This is a genomic window from Cohnella panacarvi Gsoil 349, from assembly GCF_000515335.1.
In the GTDB taxonomy this organism is placed as follows: Bacteria; Bacillota; Bacilli; order Paenibacillales; family Paenibacillaceae; genus Cohnella; species Cohnella panacarvi.
In genome coordinates, this window is record NZ_KI911563.1 from 4,542,078 (window position 1) to 4,557,237 (window position 15,160).

Consider the following 15,160-nt stretch of genomic DNA (forward strand, 5'->3'; position numbering starts at 1 on the left):
TGCCCCTTACAAGTTTACGACCCGCATAAGAAAGGGGATCCACACTCCAGATGGACAAAGATTTGGCTTTATACGACATTCGAACGGACCTCGCGATCGAGGCGAAGGAGCTCGCGTCGCAGGAAGGCGCGGACATTCCCGGCGTATGGTCCGAGAAAGTGGAGCAAGGCGAAGTGATCGTCAGCAGGATGCACATTCAGACCGATGAAGGATCCAGACGAATCGGCAAAATGATCGGTCATTACGTTACGCTTGACGTGCCCGGCATGCGTCAAGGCGACACCGATCTTCAAGATCGGATCGCGACGACGTTCGCGCAGGAATTCGAAGCGTTCTTGACGCGGATCGGGTTCGACCGAATGGGGAGCGTGCTTATCGTCGGGCTGGGCAACCGCAACGTGACGCCGGATTCGTTAGGGCCGCTTGTCGTAGAGAACGTCATGGTGACGCGGCAGTTTTTCGAGCTCATGCCGGATCAGGTCAGTCCCGGTTACCGGCCGGTCAGCGCGATAGCGCCGGGAGTGCTCGGCACGACGGGAATCGAGTCTAGCGATATTATTCAAGGCATCGTAGAGAAGGCGAAGCCGGATCTCGTCATTGCGATCGACGCGCTTGCCTCCAAGGCGCTCGAAAGGGTGAACACGACGGTTCAGATCGCCGATACGGGCATTCATCCGGGATCGGGCATCGGCAATAAGCGCAAAGGGCTTACCAAAGATATTCTCGGCGTCCCGGTTATCGGAATCGGCGTGCCGACGGTCGTCTATGCTTCGACGATCGTGGGCAGCACGATCGAATTGATGGTGGAACACATGAAGAAGCACTCTCCGAATGCAGGGCAGATGTTCGGTACGCTCGGTGAATTGGAGACGAATGAAAGGCTGCAATTGGTTAAGGAGGTCCTTCAACCGGTCGGGCACGATCTGCTCGTTACGCCGAAGGAGATCGATAAGTTCATGGAGGATATCGCGAACGTGATCGCAAGCGGGTTGAACGCCGCCCTCCACGAGGCCGTTGACACCGATAACGTAGCCGCTTATACGCACTGAAGCCTAAAGGCAGAGCCGCTCTTCCGCCGAAGAGCGGCCTTTGTGCATGCCGAACTCGCCGTTTGGCAGGCTCTCCGGAAGGCAATAATGATCATCGTTCTTGCAGCCGACTTCTATCCGCATTCGTTCTATCAGTCTACTTTCTCTCATAGGATGCATTAAGAGACTATTCCTAGAGATAGAGGGCGCATCCGCTAGACGCGCCCGGGAGGTAAACCGATGAAACGAGTCGTCGTGGAGATGAATTGGGCGCATTTACGAGCGAGATGGCGGCGGGTACTCATTACGGGCAAAGCCTTTATCGTACTTAGCCTCTGTTCGATGATTCTGTTCATTCTGCTGGGATTAGGGGGCATGCTGCAAAAGCATATTTCGGCTTCTCCCGTTCAATCGATGCAAGGGCTTGCGGCATCGTTGCCTAGACAAGTGTTTCAATCGCTGCTTAGCATGGAGCTTCCGAACATGGAGGCGGATGACGACGGCTCCCCGCTGCAGGCGGACAAGCTGGCGGCGTTCCTGCTTCGCTTCGTTACAGGCATTGATCCTGGCGACCCGCAAAGCCTCATCGCCCAAGAGATGCCGGGCATGGATCGAGACCATTCCGTATTGCTTCGCCCTGGGGCGGGAGAACCGGAGGCGCCGGAGGACCATAGCCCGATCGAAGGAACCGGGACGCAACCTTCCGAGGAATTGCAGACGGAGCCGACGGCTTCGGTAGAGCCCGAACCTTCGCAGCCGTCCGCGACGCCCGAAGAGCTTTCGCCCGGAGACGAGACGGACGAGCAAACGACTAACGGCAGGAAGGTCGTATTCATCTACCATTCGCATAATCGGGAATCTTACTATCCGGAGCTGAAGTCCGGCACGAAAGACCCGAACTCCGGTACGGTCAACGTAACGCTCGTAGGCAAACGGCTGGCACGGCAGCTAGAGAAGGAAGGCGTCGGAAGCACGCATTCGAACAAAGATTATTCCTCTTCGGTCAAAGGCTACAACTGGAATTATTCGTACAAGTATTCGTTGCAGACGGTTAAACAAGCGCTTGCCCGCAACGATAAGCTCACTTTCTTTTTCGATCTCCATAGAGATTCGCAGCGGCGTTCCAAGACGACGGCCACGATTAAAGGCAAGGATTACGCGCAAGTGTATTTCATTATCGGCCACCGGAACCCGAATTGGCGCGAGAACGAAGCGTTCGCCAACAAGCTTCACGAAAAGCTGGAGGACAAGTACCCGGGTTTGTCGCGCGGCGTGTGGGGCAAGACGGCGGCGAACGGCAACGGGGAATACAATCAATCGGTCGCCCCGGAAAGCGTGCTGATCGAGATCGGCGGCGTCGACAATACGCTCGAAGAATGCTACCGCACGGCGGATGCGCTGGCGGAAGTCATCGCGGAACAATATTGGGATGAACAAGACGCGGTGAAGGCTAACGCTGCGCAATAAAGCGAAGGAGGAATCGATATGCGTCGGGATACGTTCAAGCTGGCCATGCTGGCGGCAATCGTCGCGTTCGCGGTTTTATACGGCATGGAGCTGTCGTCCAGGGGAATCGAGAACGTGAACGGTAAAGTCGTAAACGCCCGTGACGACTCTCTGTCGGATGTCGAAGCGGCGGACGAGTGGGTGTTGCCGACTCGCGAGCCCGCCGAGCAAAAGCCGTCGTCCCCGAGGACGACCGATCCGGGCAAGCTGCTGGACGAAGAGCAATACAACGATTGGGACGCCGAGTTGTACGACGTTCCCCGCAACGATCATAAACCGCTCGTCGACCGCGTCTCCGGCGCGACGGCCGAAGCGTTGCACGGAATTTCGAAGGGCGGAATTAAATTCGTCGTATCGTTGTTCGATAAAGTAACAGGTTAGAAATCCACTTGTTGACAACAGAAGATGCGTGTGTTAATCTCATATCCAAGAAAGCTTACTAGAATTATCGGAATTGAATGCAGTCCACCATTCGCATGGAGACTTTCCCTACCTTTGACGGGTAGTTGGAAAGTCTCTTTTGCGTTTAAGGGGCATGAAAGGATGAAGGACGATGAGCGTGCCTGTGCTGGAAATCGAACGGTTGAACAAATCGTTCCAGACGCCGAAGACGGTCGTGACCGCGCTAAGCGGCATCGATCTGAAGGTACAAGAGGGGGAGTTCATTACCGTGATCGGCCCGAGCGGCTGCGGGAAAAGCACGCTGCTCAAGATCGTCGCCGGCTTGGACCTAGCCTACGAAGGAAGCGTCAAGCTAAGCGACAAGGAGGTTGCGGGACCTGGAATCGATAAAGGGTTTATTTTCCAGGAGCCGAGGCTGTTCCCTTGGCTGACCGTCGAGAAGAACATCGCCGCGGATCTGTCGCTCAGAAATCCCGAAGTACGGAAGAAGGTCGATTCTTTAATCGAACTCGTCAAGCTGCAAGGCTTCGAAAAGGCGTATCCGCGCGAGCTGTCGGGGGGCATGGCGCAGCGGGTCGCGATCGCCAGGGCGCTGCTCCGCAATCCGAAAGTACTGCTGCTCGACGAGCCGTTCGGCGCTCTCGATGCCTTTACGAGGGCGCACATGCAAGAGGTGCTGCTCGACATCTGGCAGCATAACCGGACGACGATGATCTTCGTCACCCACGACATCGACGAAGCGATATTCCTCGCGAACCGGATCGTGATCTTGAAACCGCGTCCGGGCAGCATTCGCGGCATTGTGCCGGTAACGTTGCCGTACCCGCGCAAGAAGGCCACGACGAGCTTTCAATCGCTCCGGTTGAAGGTGCTGGACGAATTCGAGCGTCTCGAGGAAACCGAGTACGTCGATCGTGCCGGCTTATAACGAAAGGGGGTATGGTTCATGAGCCGACAAGCCGAAACGGCCGGGATAGCCGGACCCGCCGCGGGGGCGCCGAAACGCCGGGTCATTCTCGCGTTGGGCTCGCTGTTGCCGGTCGCTTTGTTAGCCGTATGGCAAGCGCTCGGCGATCTCGGGTATATATCCACGATGCTGTATCCGACCCCGCTTACGATCGCGGAAGCATTCGTCGATCTAAGCGCCTCGGGAGAGCTGTGGACGCACTTGCAGATCAGCTTGACGCGGGCCGCTCTCGGGTTCGCGCTCGGCGGAGGATTGGGACTTCTGCTGGGCGTAGCCGTAGGCTTGTTCCGAAGCACGGAGAAGGCGCTCGACCCGACCGTCCAGATGCTGCGCATGGTGCCGTCGCTCGCGCTGGCGCCTCTGTTCGTGCTGTGGTTCGGCATCGGGGAAGAGTCCAAGATTCTGCTTATCGCCAAAGGCGCTTTCTTCCCGCTCTACATCAATACGTACTTGGGCATCCGGTCGGTGGACCGCAAGCTGTTCGACGTGTCGCGCGTCCTCTCTTTCGGCCGCTTCAAGCAAATCATCAGGCTCGTGCTGCCTGCATCGTTGCCTAACGTGCTGCTGGGCATACGGATATCGCTAGGCGTCGCGTGGCTCGGATTGGTCGTGGCGGAGCTGATGGCTTCCACGTCCGGAATCGGCTATTTGATGTCGGACGCCAGGCAATTCACGAAGACCCCGGTCGTATTCGTCGGCATCGCGGTATTCGCGATCGTCGGGAAGCTGACGGATTCGCTTGTCCGTATGCTCGAGAGAAGATGGCTTCGTTGGCAAGACACCTATAAGGGATAACCGAGAAGGAGGGAATGATCATGAGCATCGAACAAGCGGAACTTCGGCTGCCGCCGGCCGCGGTGCCTCCCGCGCCGCCGATCGGGGACACCCGGACGGGTTCGATCCAGGCAATAGTCAAGAAGCCGGCTTCCGGGTGGAAGTCGATCGTCATCGATACGGCGATCGGGGCCGCGCTGCCCGTCCTGATCGTCGCGTTGTGGCAATGGGCGGCGGAGAGAGGGTGGACGAATCCGCTGTTTTTTCCGGCGCCGGACGTCATCGCCGACGCTTTCGGCTCTCTCATCTCGTCGGGAGAGCTGTTCCATCACTTAGGGATCAGCGTCTGGCGCGCGCTGATCGGATTCGTAGTCGGAGGCAGCGTCGGATTGCTGCTCGGACTGTTGTCGGGATTGTCCCGCAAAGCGGAGTACGTACTCGACCCGAGCTTGCAAATGCTGAGGACGGTTCCCCATCTCGCTATCGCCCCTCTCGTGCTGCTTTGGTTCGGTTTCGGGGAACAGTCGAAAATCGTCATTATCGCGCTAGGCGCCTTTTTCCCGCTGTACGTGAACACTTTCGTGGCCATACGCAACGTCGACAACAAGCTGTTCGACGTGGCGAAGGTGCTCGCGTTCGGTCGCGCGAAGCTGTTGTTCAGACTCGTGCTGCCTGCGGCTTTGCCCGGCATTCTGCTCGGCGTTCGGCTGTCACTCGCGCTTTCTTGGATCGGTCTCGTCGTCGCGGAGTTGATCGGCTCGCAGTCCGGCGTCGGATTCCTGATCAATCTCGGGAAGCAGACGTCCGCCACGGAAGATATTTTCGTCGGCGTCATCATCTTCGCCATCGTCGGCAAGCTGGTCGATTCCTTCGTGCGATTGCTGGAGCGGAAACTGCTGCATTGGCGCGAGAGCTTTGAAGGGTAACATCAACTTAATAGATAGATTAGGAGGATTGGCGAATGAGCGTACAACAACTGAACGATTTGGTATTGGATACCGACGTGCTCGTCATCGGAGGAGGCCCGGCAGGTACATGGGCGGCGCTTACGGCGGCGGGGAACGGGGCGAAAGTCGTGCTCGTAGACAAAGGTTATTGCGGTTCGAGCGGCGCGACGGCGCCATCAGGCACGGGAGTCTGGTACGTCAAGCCGGAAGAGAAGCTTCGCGAGGAAGCGAAGGGGAGCCGGTATACGCTCGGCGGACATCTCGCGGAATCCCGTTGGATGGACCAGGTGCTTGATCGGACCTATGAGAATATGAACAAGCTAGCGGCCTGGGGGTATCCGTTCCCGCTCGACGACTCGGGCACGCCGTACAAACGGGGGTTGCAAGGTCCCGAGTACATGAAGCTCATGCGCAAGCTCGTCCACAAAGCGGGCGTCAAAATTCTCGATCATAGCCCCGCCGTAGAGCTGCTTGCGGACGAACACGGCGTCGGAGGCGCTACGGGCGTACGGCTGCAAGCCGGAGGGACGTGGACGGTGCGGGCAGGCGCGGTCATCATCGCGACGGGAGGCTGCGCGTTCCTGAGCAAGGCGCTCGGCACGAACGTGCTCACGGGCGACGGTTACTTGTTCGCCGCGGAAGCGGGAGCGGAGCTGTCGGGCATGGAGTTCTCGAACGCGTACGCCATCTCGCCGACGTTCTCGTCGGTTACGAAAACGGCCTACTATCGCTATGCTTCGTTCTATTATGAAGACGGAACGGTCGTAGAGGGGGCCGGTTCGACTCGCGGGAGGTCGGTGATCGCCCGCAACCTGCTTCAAGGCAGACAGGTGTACGCGCGGCTCGACCAGGCGCCGGAAGATATCCATCGCCTGCTGCGTGTCGGCCAGACGAATTTCTTCCTGCCGTTCGACCGGCTCGGCATTAATCCGTTCACCGATAAGTTCCCGGTTACGCTTCGTCTTGAAGGTACCGTGCGCGGAACCGGCGGCATTCACGTCATCGACGAGAGCTGCGCGACGATCGTGCCGGGGCTGTACGCGGCCGGCGACGCGGCGACGCGCGAATTCATCTGCGGCGGTTTCACCGGCGGAGGCAGCCACAATGCCGCATGGGCGATGTCCTCGGGTTCGTTCGCGGGCGGCGGCGCGGCGAATTACGTGAAGAAGCTCGGCGAGAGGAACGAGACGCGCAAGCTGAGAGGCTTGTCGTCCACGACGTTGACCCATCGGAAGACGGGAACGCCGGAGGCGCTGACCGCGTCGCGGACGCAGGAGCGGATTCAAGCGGTCAGGGATGAGGTGGCTCCTTACGATCGTAACTTGTTCCGTACGGATGAGGGGCTCTCCCAGTCGCTCGATCGACTCGACGATCTGTGGAAAGACATTCGCGGTTCCGTATCGACTCGCGATGCGGAAGGCGTGAAGGCAAGGGAGACGGCAGCCATGACCGCAACCGCGCGTTGGATGTATCGCTCCGCCCAAGCGCGCACCGAGACGCGGGGCATGCACAAGCGGGAAGACTATCCGAAGATGGATGCCGCTCAGCGTTACCGTCTTGTAGCCGGCGGTCTGGACGATATTCGCGTCCGCAAGGTGGAAGTCGCCGAACCGATCGCGGCGCTGAAGGAGGGTGCGCATTAATGATTGAGCTGCTCAGCCAAGAGAAATGCATTTCCTGCAATCAATGCGTGAACGTCTGCCCGACGAACGTGTTCGAGAAAGTCGAAGACGGCATTCCGGTCATCGCCCGCCAGAGCGATTGCCAGACGTGTTTCATGTGCGAGCTGTATTGCCCGGTCGATGCCCTGTACGTCGCTCCGGACTCCGAGACTCCGTTACCCGTGAGCGAGGAAGAGCTGGAAAGCAGCGGCTTGCTCGGCGGTTATCGGGAGAAAGTCGGCTGGGGACCCGGACGCACGCCGGTGTCGAAGCACGAATACATGTACCAGCTCGCGGTCAAAACGTCATTGTAACGATGCAATAGCATTGCGGTTTCATAGTTGAGAGGAGTCATCCGACATGACAAGACAAAGGTTCAGCCATCATTTACGACATACAAGCTTGATCGTTATCGCCGTTATCGCGTTGATCGCCGTTCAGGCTTGCGGCAAGAAAGACAACGGCGAGACTTCGCCCGCGGCCGCCGCCGCTTCGGATTCGCCTTACGCGAACGTGCCGAAGACGCTAACTTACGGATACATCGGCGCGAACAAGCTCAACCTGCCCGGCGGCGCGGAAGGCTGGGGGCTCTATAAAGGCATTATCCAGGAAGAGTTGAAGCCATACGGCATTACCGAAGTCGCCACGGTCGGATTCCCGAACGGTCCGGACCAGACCGAAGCGCTCATCAGCGGGCGTCTCGATTTCGGCAGCTTAGGCGACACGCCGGCGATTCTCGCGCGTTCATCGGGCGCCAAAACCCGCATTATCACGCAACAAGTAACGGATCTCATTGGTTATTTGATCGGCAAGAAGGACGGTCCGAAGACGCTCAAGGACTTGGAAGGGAAGACGATCGCGATCCAGAAAGGCTCCTATATGCATCGTTATATCGTCGGTTTGTTGAATTCGGAAGGCATCAAGGACGTGAAGTACGTCCATATGCTCCGTCCTGACGGGGAAGCGGCGCTCGCGCGCGGCGAAGTCGACGCCATGACGAATTCCGGCGTCCCGTCCTTGAAGCTGATCGACCAGGGTTTCCCGCTCCTGGACGATTCCTCGAAGCATCCCGAGCTGCTCGGAACGAGCACGACGGTCGTCTCCGAGCCGTATCTCGAGAAGTTCCCGGATTTCCCGCGAATATGGAACGAGGCGCGCCTAAAGGCGTTGGAGGACGCGAAGCAGCATGAGGATGAGTATTACGAATTTCTGGCGCAAGTGAACAACACGACGCCGGAGCTCGTGAAGAAGGTGTCGCCGCTTTCGCAGAACAAAGACGCGCCGTTCACGGACGACGGATTGAAGCTGCTGGAAGGCACGAAAGGTTTCCTCGTGGAAGAGAAGCTCGCCACGTCGGATTTCCAAATCAGCGAATGGATCGTGAAATAAGGAGGGATACGGGTTGGCATCGCATGCGCTTGCTATAGAGAGTTTCGGGCTGGAGGAAGCTTATCCCGACCATTCGGTCGCGTGTATTCCCGGCGCCGACCACACGTTCGGAGCGAAGCACCCGTACGAAGGCTTCACGAAGCATTTGGAAGAAGCATTCGAGCACTCGCTCCGGTTTTTGCGGAGAGTGTTCGCTGCCCAATAGAATCGGAGGGAATCGTCATGAGTACGATACAGACGCAAGATTGGGAGCTGCCGGTCCGTTATACGGAAGAAGTCGCGAACGCTCGCGAGGCGAACGCCCCCGTTCACCCGCTTATATTAAACCGTTGGTCGCCTAGAGCCTACGAACCGCGTCCGGTGCCGGAAGAGCTGCTGGCGACCGTGCTGGAAGCCGCCCGCTGGGCTCCTTCCTCCAGCAACCAGCAGCCTTGGAGGTTCTACGTGGCGCGTACGCCGGAGGAGCATGAGACGTTCCGTTCCTTCATCAAGCCGAACAACAGACTATGGACGGACGGTGCTCCGGTCCTGATTCTGATCGCATCGGAGAAGCTGAAGGAAGACGGCGGGCCGAACGGCGCGCACGCATTCGACGCGGGAGCGGCGTGGGGGATTCTCGCATTGCAAGCGCAGCTCGTCGGATTGTCGACGCGCGCCGTAGGCGGATACGACCGCGACAAGGCGAGAGAAGCGCTGGGTACGCCGGACGCGATTGAATTGCACGCGGTCATCGCGCTCGGCTATCGCGGAGATGCGGTTTCATTGCCGGAAGCGCTGCGCGAGAGGGAGAAGCCGAACGGCCGACGTTCCGCGCGCGATAGCTTGCTGCCCGTACCGACCGCCGCGCGGCGATGACCGTATACGCGGATCGGACGACCAAGTTCGTCCATACTTATTTTCACGCGCTGACTCACCGGAACTATCGTACGTTCTGGCTGGGGCAGTGCGTTTCCTTGATCGGCACGTGGGTGCAGAACATCTGCCAAGCCTGGCTCGTTCTCTCGCTCACGAAGTCGCCGCTGCTGCTCGGCATGCTGGGGCTGGCGCAATTCCTGCCGTTAACCGTTCTGTCGTTGTTCGCGGGAGTGCTCGTCGATAAATTTCCGAAGCGGGCGATTCTAATGGTCACGCAGACGGTCGCGATGACGCTTGCCTTCACGACCGCGGCGCTCGTCTTCTCCGGCGCGATTCGGTTCGAGCACATCCTCGTCATGGCTTTTCTGCTGGGCGTATCCAATACGTTCGACATGCCGACGCGACAATCGATGAACATCGAGTTGGTCGGCCGCGACGATCTCATGAACGCGGTAGCGCTTAATTCCATGACGTTCAATCTCGCCCGGATCGTCGGGCCCTCGATCGGCGCGCTCCTTATGGCCACCGTCGGGGTGGGCTGGTGCTATGCCCTCAACGGGATGACGTTCATCTTCGTCTTGTTTACGCTCAGGCAGTTGAAGCTGTCCCCGTTCATCAGAGCGGCTCGCGCCGGCACGACCGTATGGGGCGAAATCCGCGACGGATTATCGTACATCCGTTCGAACGCGCGGCTGGCGCAGACGGTGCTGTTCGTCGCGATCGTCGGGACGCTGGGCTTCAACTTCAACGTGCTCGTCCCCGTATTGACCAAGGAAGTTCTCGGAGCGGGAGAAGCGACGTACGGAGTTCTCATGTCATGCCTAGGCGTCGGGTCGCTGATCGGCGCTCTGACGATCGGCATGAGGAGCCGAAGCGGACCGAAGCTGAAGCTGACGATCTCGCTGAGCTTGATCGTCCCGATCAGCCTCGCGTTGCTGGCGTTCGCGCGTACTCCTGCGGCGGCCGGCGCGTTGCTGCTCGCGTGCGGCTTTCTGAACATCGCGATATCGACGAACAGCAACTCCTTGCTGCAGATGTCCGCAGCCGACGAATACCGCGCGAGAGTCATGAGCGTGTACACGCTCGTATTCGCCGGAAGCACGCCGTTCGGCAATTTGTTCACGGGCTGGACGGCCGACAAGTACGGCGTCGACGTCGCGTTCATAAGCTGCGGCGCGCTGGCGTTGGCGCTTGGGGCGGCGGTCGTATATGCGTTCCGCGGCAGCGGCAGGCGGGAGCCGCTTGACGAACCCGCGGCCCATCTACTATGATGAAGTTACTTCAACCGTTAAGGGGAACGAATTTATGTTGGTCTTGGTTCTGAACTGATAATCCAATAAGCTGTGCCAATGCCATGCGAGTCGAATCGCCTTCTACCGAAGGCCTGTTTCGCCGTATTCATGAGGCGCGGTCGGATGCCAGTGAAGAACCCGGTACAATTCCTCGCCTGCGGGCGTATCTTAGGAATGTTAGCCGTGTCCGTTCGGGCACGGCTTTTTTGCGTCTTCGCGGAGTTTGCGCCGGGGCGTTACGCTTCGTCAGAGCCAATAACGGCAAATCGACAGTTATTTCGCATCGAAAATAAGGTTGAAGCGCGAATACCAACAAATCGATCGCTATTGGGGCGAAGCAACGCGGCCATTAGGCATCTGGGCTGAAATAACTTCAACTGGTTGTTATTTCTAGGCAAACCAGCAACAGCGGGATAAATAACTGCTAATCGTTGTTATTTCCCAGAGGACACACCAACCAACTGACAGGAGGCTCTCCCCTTGAGACCACACGCGTTGAACAAATTAGAATATAACCGCGTTATCGATATTTTACGGACTTATGCGACGACCTATTTAGGACGCGAGCAGATCGAGAAGCTGGAGCCGAGCGACAGCATGCCGGTCATCGCCCGAAAGCTGGCCGAAGCGGAAGAAGCCCGCAGTCTGCTGGCCAAAGGCGCGAGCGCGCCGCTGCCGTCGCTTGAAGGAATGGAGACGATCATGGCGCTGCTCGGCACCGGGTATGTTTTATCGGAGCAAGATTTCGGGCATCTTGCCCAATTCGCGCGCAGCTGCGAGCAGTTGAAGCAGTATATGGCTTCCAAGAAGACGGAGGCGCCGTCCGTCGCCTCTTACGTCTATGCCATGCACGACCTGAAGCCGCTTCGCGAGCAGATCGAGCAATGCGTCGACCGAGGGCGGATCGCGGATACGGCCAGCGGCAACTTGCATAAAGCGCGCAAGAAGATTCGCGTCGCCGAGGAACGGCTGCATAAACGGCTGGACGGAATGCTATCGCGCCTGTCCGACATTCTGCAAGAGCGGCTCGTTAGCCAGCGGAACGGTCGGTACGTGCTGCCGGTGAAGAAGGAATTCCGCAAACGGGTGCCGGGCACGGTGCTCGATGAATCCGCCAGCGGGCAGACCGTATTCGTGGAGCCGTCTGAAGTCGCGGGTCTTCAATACGAGCTTAGCGCGCTGAAGTCCGAGGAGACGCGCGAGGAAGCGCTCATCTTGGCGCAGCTTACGGGCGCCGCGGAAGGATACGCGCATGAGCTTGGCATTAATATGGAGACGGTGGGCCACTACGATTGTCTATTCGCGAAAGCGAAGTGGGGCCTCGCGATCGGCGGCATCGCGCCGAAGGTGAACGAAGACCGGCTGATCGATCTGCGGGAAGCCCGGCACCCGCTATTGTCCGCCGCTCCGGTGCCGCTGAACGTCATGCTCGGCGGAGACTACCGGGCGCTGCTCATTACCGGCCCGAACACGGGCGGCAAGACCGTCGCGTTGAAGACGGTCGGGCTGCTTACGCTGATGGCCCAGTCCGGATTGCTCATTCCGGCGGCGGAAGGGAGCAATCTGGCGATATTCCGTTCGATCGAGGTCGATATCGGGGACGATCAGAGCTTGGACGCCTCGCTCAGCACGTTCTCGTCGCATCTTCGCAACGTCATCGATATTCTCGGGCACGCCGGCAACAAGACGCTCGTCCTGCTCGACGAGCTGGCGACAGGCACGGACCCCGGAGAAGGCGTGGGTTTGTCCATTGCCGTCCTGGAAGAGCTGTATCGCCGCGGCGCCGCGCTGATGGCGACGACCCATTTCAACGAGATCAAGGAATATGCCCGCGTGACCCCGGGATTCCGCAACGCCCGCATGGCGTTCGACGAAGAGACGCTGCGTCCGCTCTACCGGCTGGACATGGGCGAAGCAGGCAACAGCTACGCGTTCGTTATCGCCGCGAAGCTCGGCATTCCGCGGCAGATCGTCGAGCGGGCGCGCGTCATTGCCGAGAGTATTAAGGCGGGCAACGGCGATCATGCCGGCCAACGCGCCGTTATCCCCGTCGCTCAGTTAGAAGAAGCGCAACCGAAGAAGGCGAACGCGCAGCAAGCCCGCCATGCCGTGCAACAGCCTGCCTCCGTCCAGCCGGATTGGGAAGTTGGCGACGTCGTCTTCGTCCCGCATCTGAAGCGGACCGGCGTCATCTACCGGCTGCCTGACGAACGCGGCAACGTGACGATCCAAATCCAGAAGGAGAAAATCGTCATTAACCATAAGCGCGTCCGCCGATACATCGAGCGCAAGCAACTGTATCCCGGGCAAGATTACGACATGGACATCGTGTTCGACACCGTGGAAAATCGCAAGAAGCGAAAGCTGATGAACAAACGCCACGTAGACGGACTATCGATCGAATCTCAGCCGGAAAAATAACCAAGGCATCCATTCATTGATGCATCCGTCCGGCGCTGTTATAATGAAGTGATAGTTCAAGCGACGCATGGAACCGGCTGGAGGGTATTTATTTTCATGGCAGAACCTACGATCAAGCAAAGCCATATCCGCAATTTCTGTATTATCGCGCACATCGACCACGGCAAATCGACGTTGGCCGACCGCATTCTGGAATATACCGGCGCGCTCACCTCCCGCGAAATGCAGGAGCAGGTGCTCGATTCGATGGACCTCGAGCGAGAGCGCGGCATTACGATCAAGCTTCAGGCCGTGCGCCTGAAGTACAAAGCCGACGACGGCGAGACGTATTTGCTGCACCTGATCGATACGCCTGGGCACGTCGATTTCACGTACGAAGTGTCGCGAAGCTTGGCGGCATGCGAAGGCGCGATCCTCGTGGTCGACGCCGCGCAGGGCATCGAAGCGCAGACGCTCGCCAACGTGTACCTCGCGCTCGACAATAACCTCGAGATCGTGCCGGTCATCAACAAGATCGACTTGCCGAGCGCCGAGCCCGAGCGCGTCAAGCAGGAAGTCGAAGACGTCATCGGCCTCGACGCCAGCGACGCCGTGCTCGCTTCCGCCAAGAACGGCATCGGGATCAAGGAAATTCTCGAGCAAATCGTTCAGAAGGTGCCGGCTCCCGTCGGCGACCGGAACAAGCCGCTTAAAGCGCTTATTTTCGACTCCCACTACGATGCCTACCGCGGCGTCGTCTGCTACATCCGCGTCATCGACGGCACGATCCGTCCGGGTACGAAGATGAAGTTCATGGCGACGGGCGCGCAGTTCGACGTCGTCGAAGTCGGCACGTTCATGCCGCGCCAGACGCTCGTCGGCGAGCTCGGTCCGGGCGATGTAGGCTTCGTGGCCGCATCGATCAAGAACGTGAAGGATACGCGCGTAGGGGATACGATCACGGACGCGAAGAATCCGACTGCCGAGGCGCTTCCGGGTTACCGCCGCATTAATCCGATGGTATTCTGCGGTCTGTTCCCGATCGAATCCACGGACTACAACGACCTGCGCGACGCGCTGGAGAAGCTGGAGCTGAACGACGCATCGCTTCGTTTCGAGCCGGAGTCTTCCCAAGCGCTCGGCTTCGGTTTCCGCTGCGGCTTCCTCGGCATGCTCCACATGGAGATCATCCAGGAGCGCATCGAGCGCGAGTTCAACATTCCGCTCATTACGACGGCGCCGTCCGTTATTTATCACGTCATGCAGACGGACGGGCAGAAGCTCGAGATTTCGAACCCGGCGGATTATCCGGAATCGGGCAAGATCGATTTCGTCGAGGAGCCGTTCGTCAAAGCTTCCATCATCGTGCCTAACGATTACGTCGGCGCGATTATGGAGCTTTGCCAAGGCAAGCGCGGCGAGTTTATCGACATGCAATATCTCGATACGAACCGCGTCACGCTCAAGTACGACATTCCGCTCGCAGAGATCGTCTACGACTTCTTCGACCAATTGAAGTCGAGCACGAAGGGCTATGCGTCTTTCGACTACGAGCTGTCCGGTTACCGGCAGTCTAGTTTGGTCAAGATGGACATTCTCCTCAATGCCGAGAAAGTCGACGCGCTGTCCTTTATCGTTCACCGCGACCGTGCTTATAATCGCGGACGAATCATTTGCGAGAAGCTGAAGGACCTCATCCCGCGTCAAATGTTCGAGGTGCCGATCCAAGCGGCTGTAGGCCAGAAGATTGTCTCCCGCGAGACGATCAAGGCGATGCGCAAGAACGTGCTCGCCAAGTGTTACGGGGGCGACATCTCGCGTAAGCGGAAGCTGCTCGACAAGCAGAAGGAAGGCAAGAAGCGGATGAAGCAGGTCGGCAACGTCGAGGTGCCGCAGGAAGCGTTCATGGCCGTGCTGAAGCTGGACGAAGATTAAACTT

14 protein-coding genes are annotated in these 15,160 nt (G+C 58.7%); all 14 read left to right on the forward strand.

Annotation, left to right across the window (positions count from 1 at the left end; all coding sequences use genetic code 11):
- The first annotated feature begins 50 nt into the window (after nucleotides 1-50).
- Nucleotides 51-1,049, forward strand: coding sequence for a GPR endopeptidase (gpr, locus tag COHPA_RS0121645; protein ID WP_027088240.1), 999 nt, complete (start codon nucleotides 51-53; stop codon nucleotides 1,047-1,049).
- 219 nt (nucleotides 1,050-1,268) lie between these two features.
- Nucleotides 1,269-2,495, forward strand: coding sequence for a stage II sporulation protein P (locus COHPA_RS0121655; RefSeq protein WP_027088241.1), 1,227 nt, complete (start codon nucleotides 1,269-1,271; stop codon nucleotides 2,493-2,495).
- A gap of 18 nt (nucleotides 2,496-2,513) precedes the next feature.
- Nucleotides 2,514-2,915: a hypothetical protein gene (locus tag COHPA_RS0121660; RefSeq protein WP_027088242.1), complete on the forward strand. Its 402-nt coding sequence runs from the start codon at nucleotides 2,514-2,516 to the stop codon at nucleotides 2,913-2,915.
- A 172-nt stretch (nucleotides 2,916-3,087) separates the two neighbouring features.
- Nucleotides 3,088-3,864: an ABC transporter ATP-binding protein gene (locus COHPA_RS0121665; RefSeq protein WP_027088243.1), complete on the forward strand. Its 777-nt coding sequence runs from the start codon at nucleotides 3,088-3,090 to the stop codon at nucleotides 3,862-3,864.
- A gap of 18 nt (nucleotides 3,865-3,882) precedes the next feature.
- Nucleotides 3,883-4,698, forward strand: coding sequence for an ABC transporter permease (locus COHPA_RS0121670; protein ID WP_027088244.1), 816 nt, complete (start codon nucleotides 3,883-3,885; stop codon nucleotides 4,696-4,698).
- Nucleotides 4,699-4,760: 62 nt separating this feature from the next.
- Entirely contained in the window at nucleotides 4,761-5,603 is an 843-nt protein-coding gene (locus tag COHPA_RS0121675; RefSeq protein WP_425393719.1) for an ABC transporter permease, read from the forward strand.
- A gap of 35 nt (nucleotides 5,604-5,638) precedes the next feature.
- Complete coding sequence (locus tag COHPA_RS0121680; protein WP_027088246.1) at nucleotides 5,639-7,267, forward strand: FAD-dependent oxidoreductase; 1,629 nt, start codon at nucleotides 5,639-5,641, stop codon at nucleotides 7,265-7,267.
- Entirely contained in the window at nucleotides 7,267-7,599 is a 333-nt protein-coding gene (locus tag COHPA_RS0121685; RefSeq protein WP_027088247.1) for a 4Fe-4S dicluster domain-containing protein, read from the forward strand. The genes COHPA_RS0121680 and COHPA_RS0121685 overlap by 1 nt, the downstream gene beginning before the upstream one ends.
- A 46-nt stretch (nucleotides 7,600-7,645) precedes the next feature.
- Nucleotides 7,646-8,674, forward strand: coding sequence for an ABC transporter substrate-binding protein (locus tag COHPA_RS0121690; RefSeq protein ID WP_027088248.1), 1,029 nt, complete (start codon nucleotides 7,646-7,648; stop codon nucleotides 8,672-8,674).
- A gap of 13 nt (nucleotides 8,675-8,687) precedes the next feature.
- Nucleotides 8,688-8,879, forward strand: a complete 192-nt coding sequence (locus COHPA_RS0121695) for a hypothetical protein (RefSeq protein ID WP_027088249.1) — start codon at nucleotides 8,688-8,690, stop codon at nucleotides 8,877-8,879.
- A 17-nt stretch (nucleotides 8,880-8,896) separates the two neighbouring features.
- Complete coding sequence (locus COHPA_RS0121700) at nucleotides 8,897-9,529, forward strand: nitroreductase family protein (RefSeq protein ID WP_027088250.1); 633 nt, start codon at nucleotides 8,897-8,899, stop codon at nucleotides 9,527-9,529.
- Complete coding sequence (locus COHPA_RS0121705) at nucleotides 9,526-10,800, forward strand: MFS transporter (protein ID WP_027088251.1); 1,275 nt, start codon at nucleotides 9,526-9,528, stop codon at nucleotides 10,798-10,800. The genes COHPA_RS0121700 and COHPA_RS0121705 overlap by 4 nt, the downstream gene beginning before the upstream one ends.
- 501 nt (nucleotides 10,801-11,301) lie before the next feature.
- A complete protein-coding gene (locus COHPA_RS0121710; RefSeq protein ID WP_027088252.1) occupies nucleotides 11,302-13,242 on the forward strand; it encodes an endonuclease MutS2 in 1,941 nt (646 codons plus the stop codon).
- 96 nt (nucleotides 13,243-13,338) lie between these two features.
- The gene (gene lepA / locus COHPA_RS0121715; protein WP_027088253.1) at nucleotides 13,339-15,156 is read left to right on the forward strand and encodes a translation elongation factor 4; all 1,818 of its coding nucleotides are present in this window, start codon (nucleotides 13,339-13,341) and stop codon (nucleotides 15,154-15,156) included.
- Nucleotides 15,157-15,160: the final 4 nt, after the last annotated feature.

Excerpts from the sequence above, each read along its gene's own strand:
- gpr (WP_027088240.1), top strand. The coding sequence starts at position 51 with ATGGACAAAGATTTGGCTTTATACGACATTCGAACGGACCTCGCGATC.
- COHPA_RS0121655 (WP_027088241.1), top strand. The coding sequence starts at position 1,269 with ATGAAACGAGTCGTCGTGGAGATGAATTGGGCGCATTTACGAGCGAGA.
- COHPA_RS0121660 (WP_027088242.1), top strand. The coding sequence starts at position 2,514 with ATGCGTCGGGATACGTTCAAGCTGGCCATGCTGGCGGCAATCGTCGCG.
- COHPA_RS0121665 (WP_027088243.1), top strand. The coding sequence starts at position 3,088 with ATGAGCGTGCCTGTGCTGGAAATCGAACGGTTGAACAAATCGTTCCAG.
- COHPA_RS0121670 (WP_027088244.1), top strand. The coding sequence starts at position 3,883 with ATGAGCCGACAAGCCGAAACGGCCGGGATAGCCGGACCCGCCGCGGGG.
- COHPA_RS0121680 (WP_027088246.1), top strand. The coding sequence starts at position 5,639 with ATGAGCGTACAACAACTGAACGATTTGGTATTGGATACCGACGTGCTC.
- COHPA_RS0121685 (WP_027088247.1), top strand. The coding sequence starts at position 7,267 with ATGATTGAGCTGCTCAGCCAAGAGAAATGCATTTCCTGCAATCAATGC.
- COHPA_RS0121690 (WP_027088248.1), top strand. The coding sequence starts at position 7,646 with ATGACAAGACAAAGGTTCAGCCATCATTTACGACATACAAGCTTGATC.
- COHPA_RS0121700 (WP_027088250.1), top strand. The coding sequence starts at position 8,897 with ATGAGTACGATACAGACGCAAGATTGGGAGCTGCCGGTCCGTTATACG.
- COHPA_RS0121705 (WP_027088251.1), top strand. The coding sequence starts at position 9,526 with ATGACCGTATACGCGGATCGGACGACCAAGTTCGTCCATACTTATTTT.
- lepA (WP_027088253.1), top strand. The coding sequence starts at position 13,339 with ATGGCAGAACCTACGATCAAGCAAAGCCATATCCGCAATTTCTGTATT.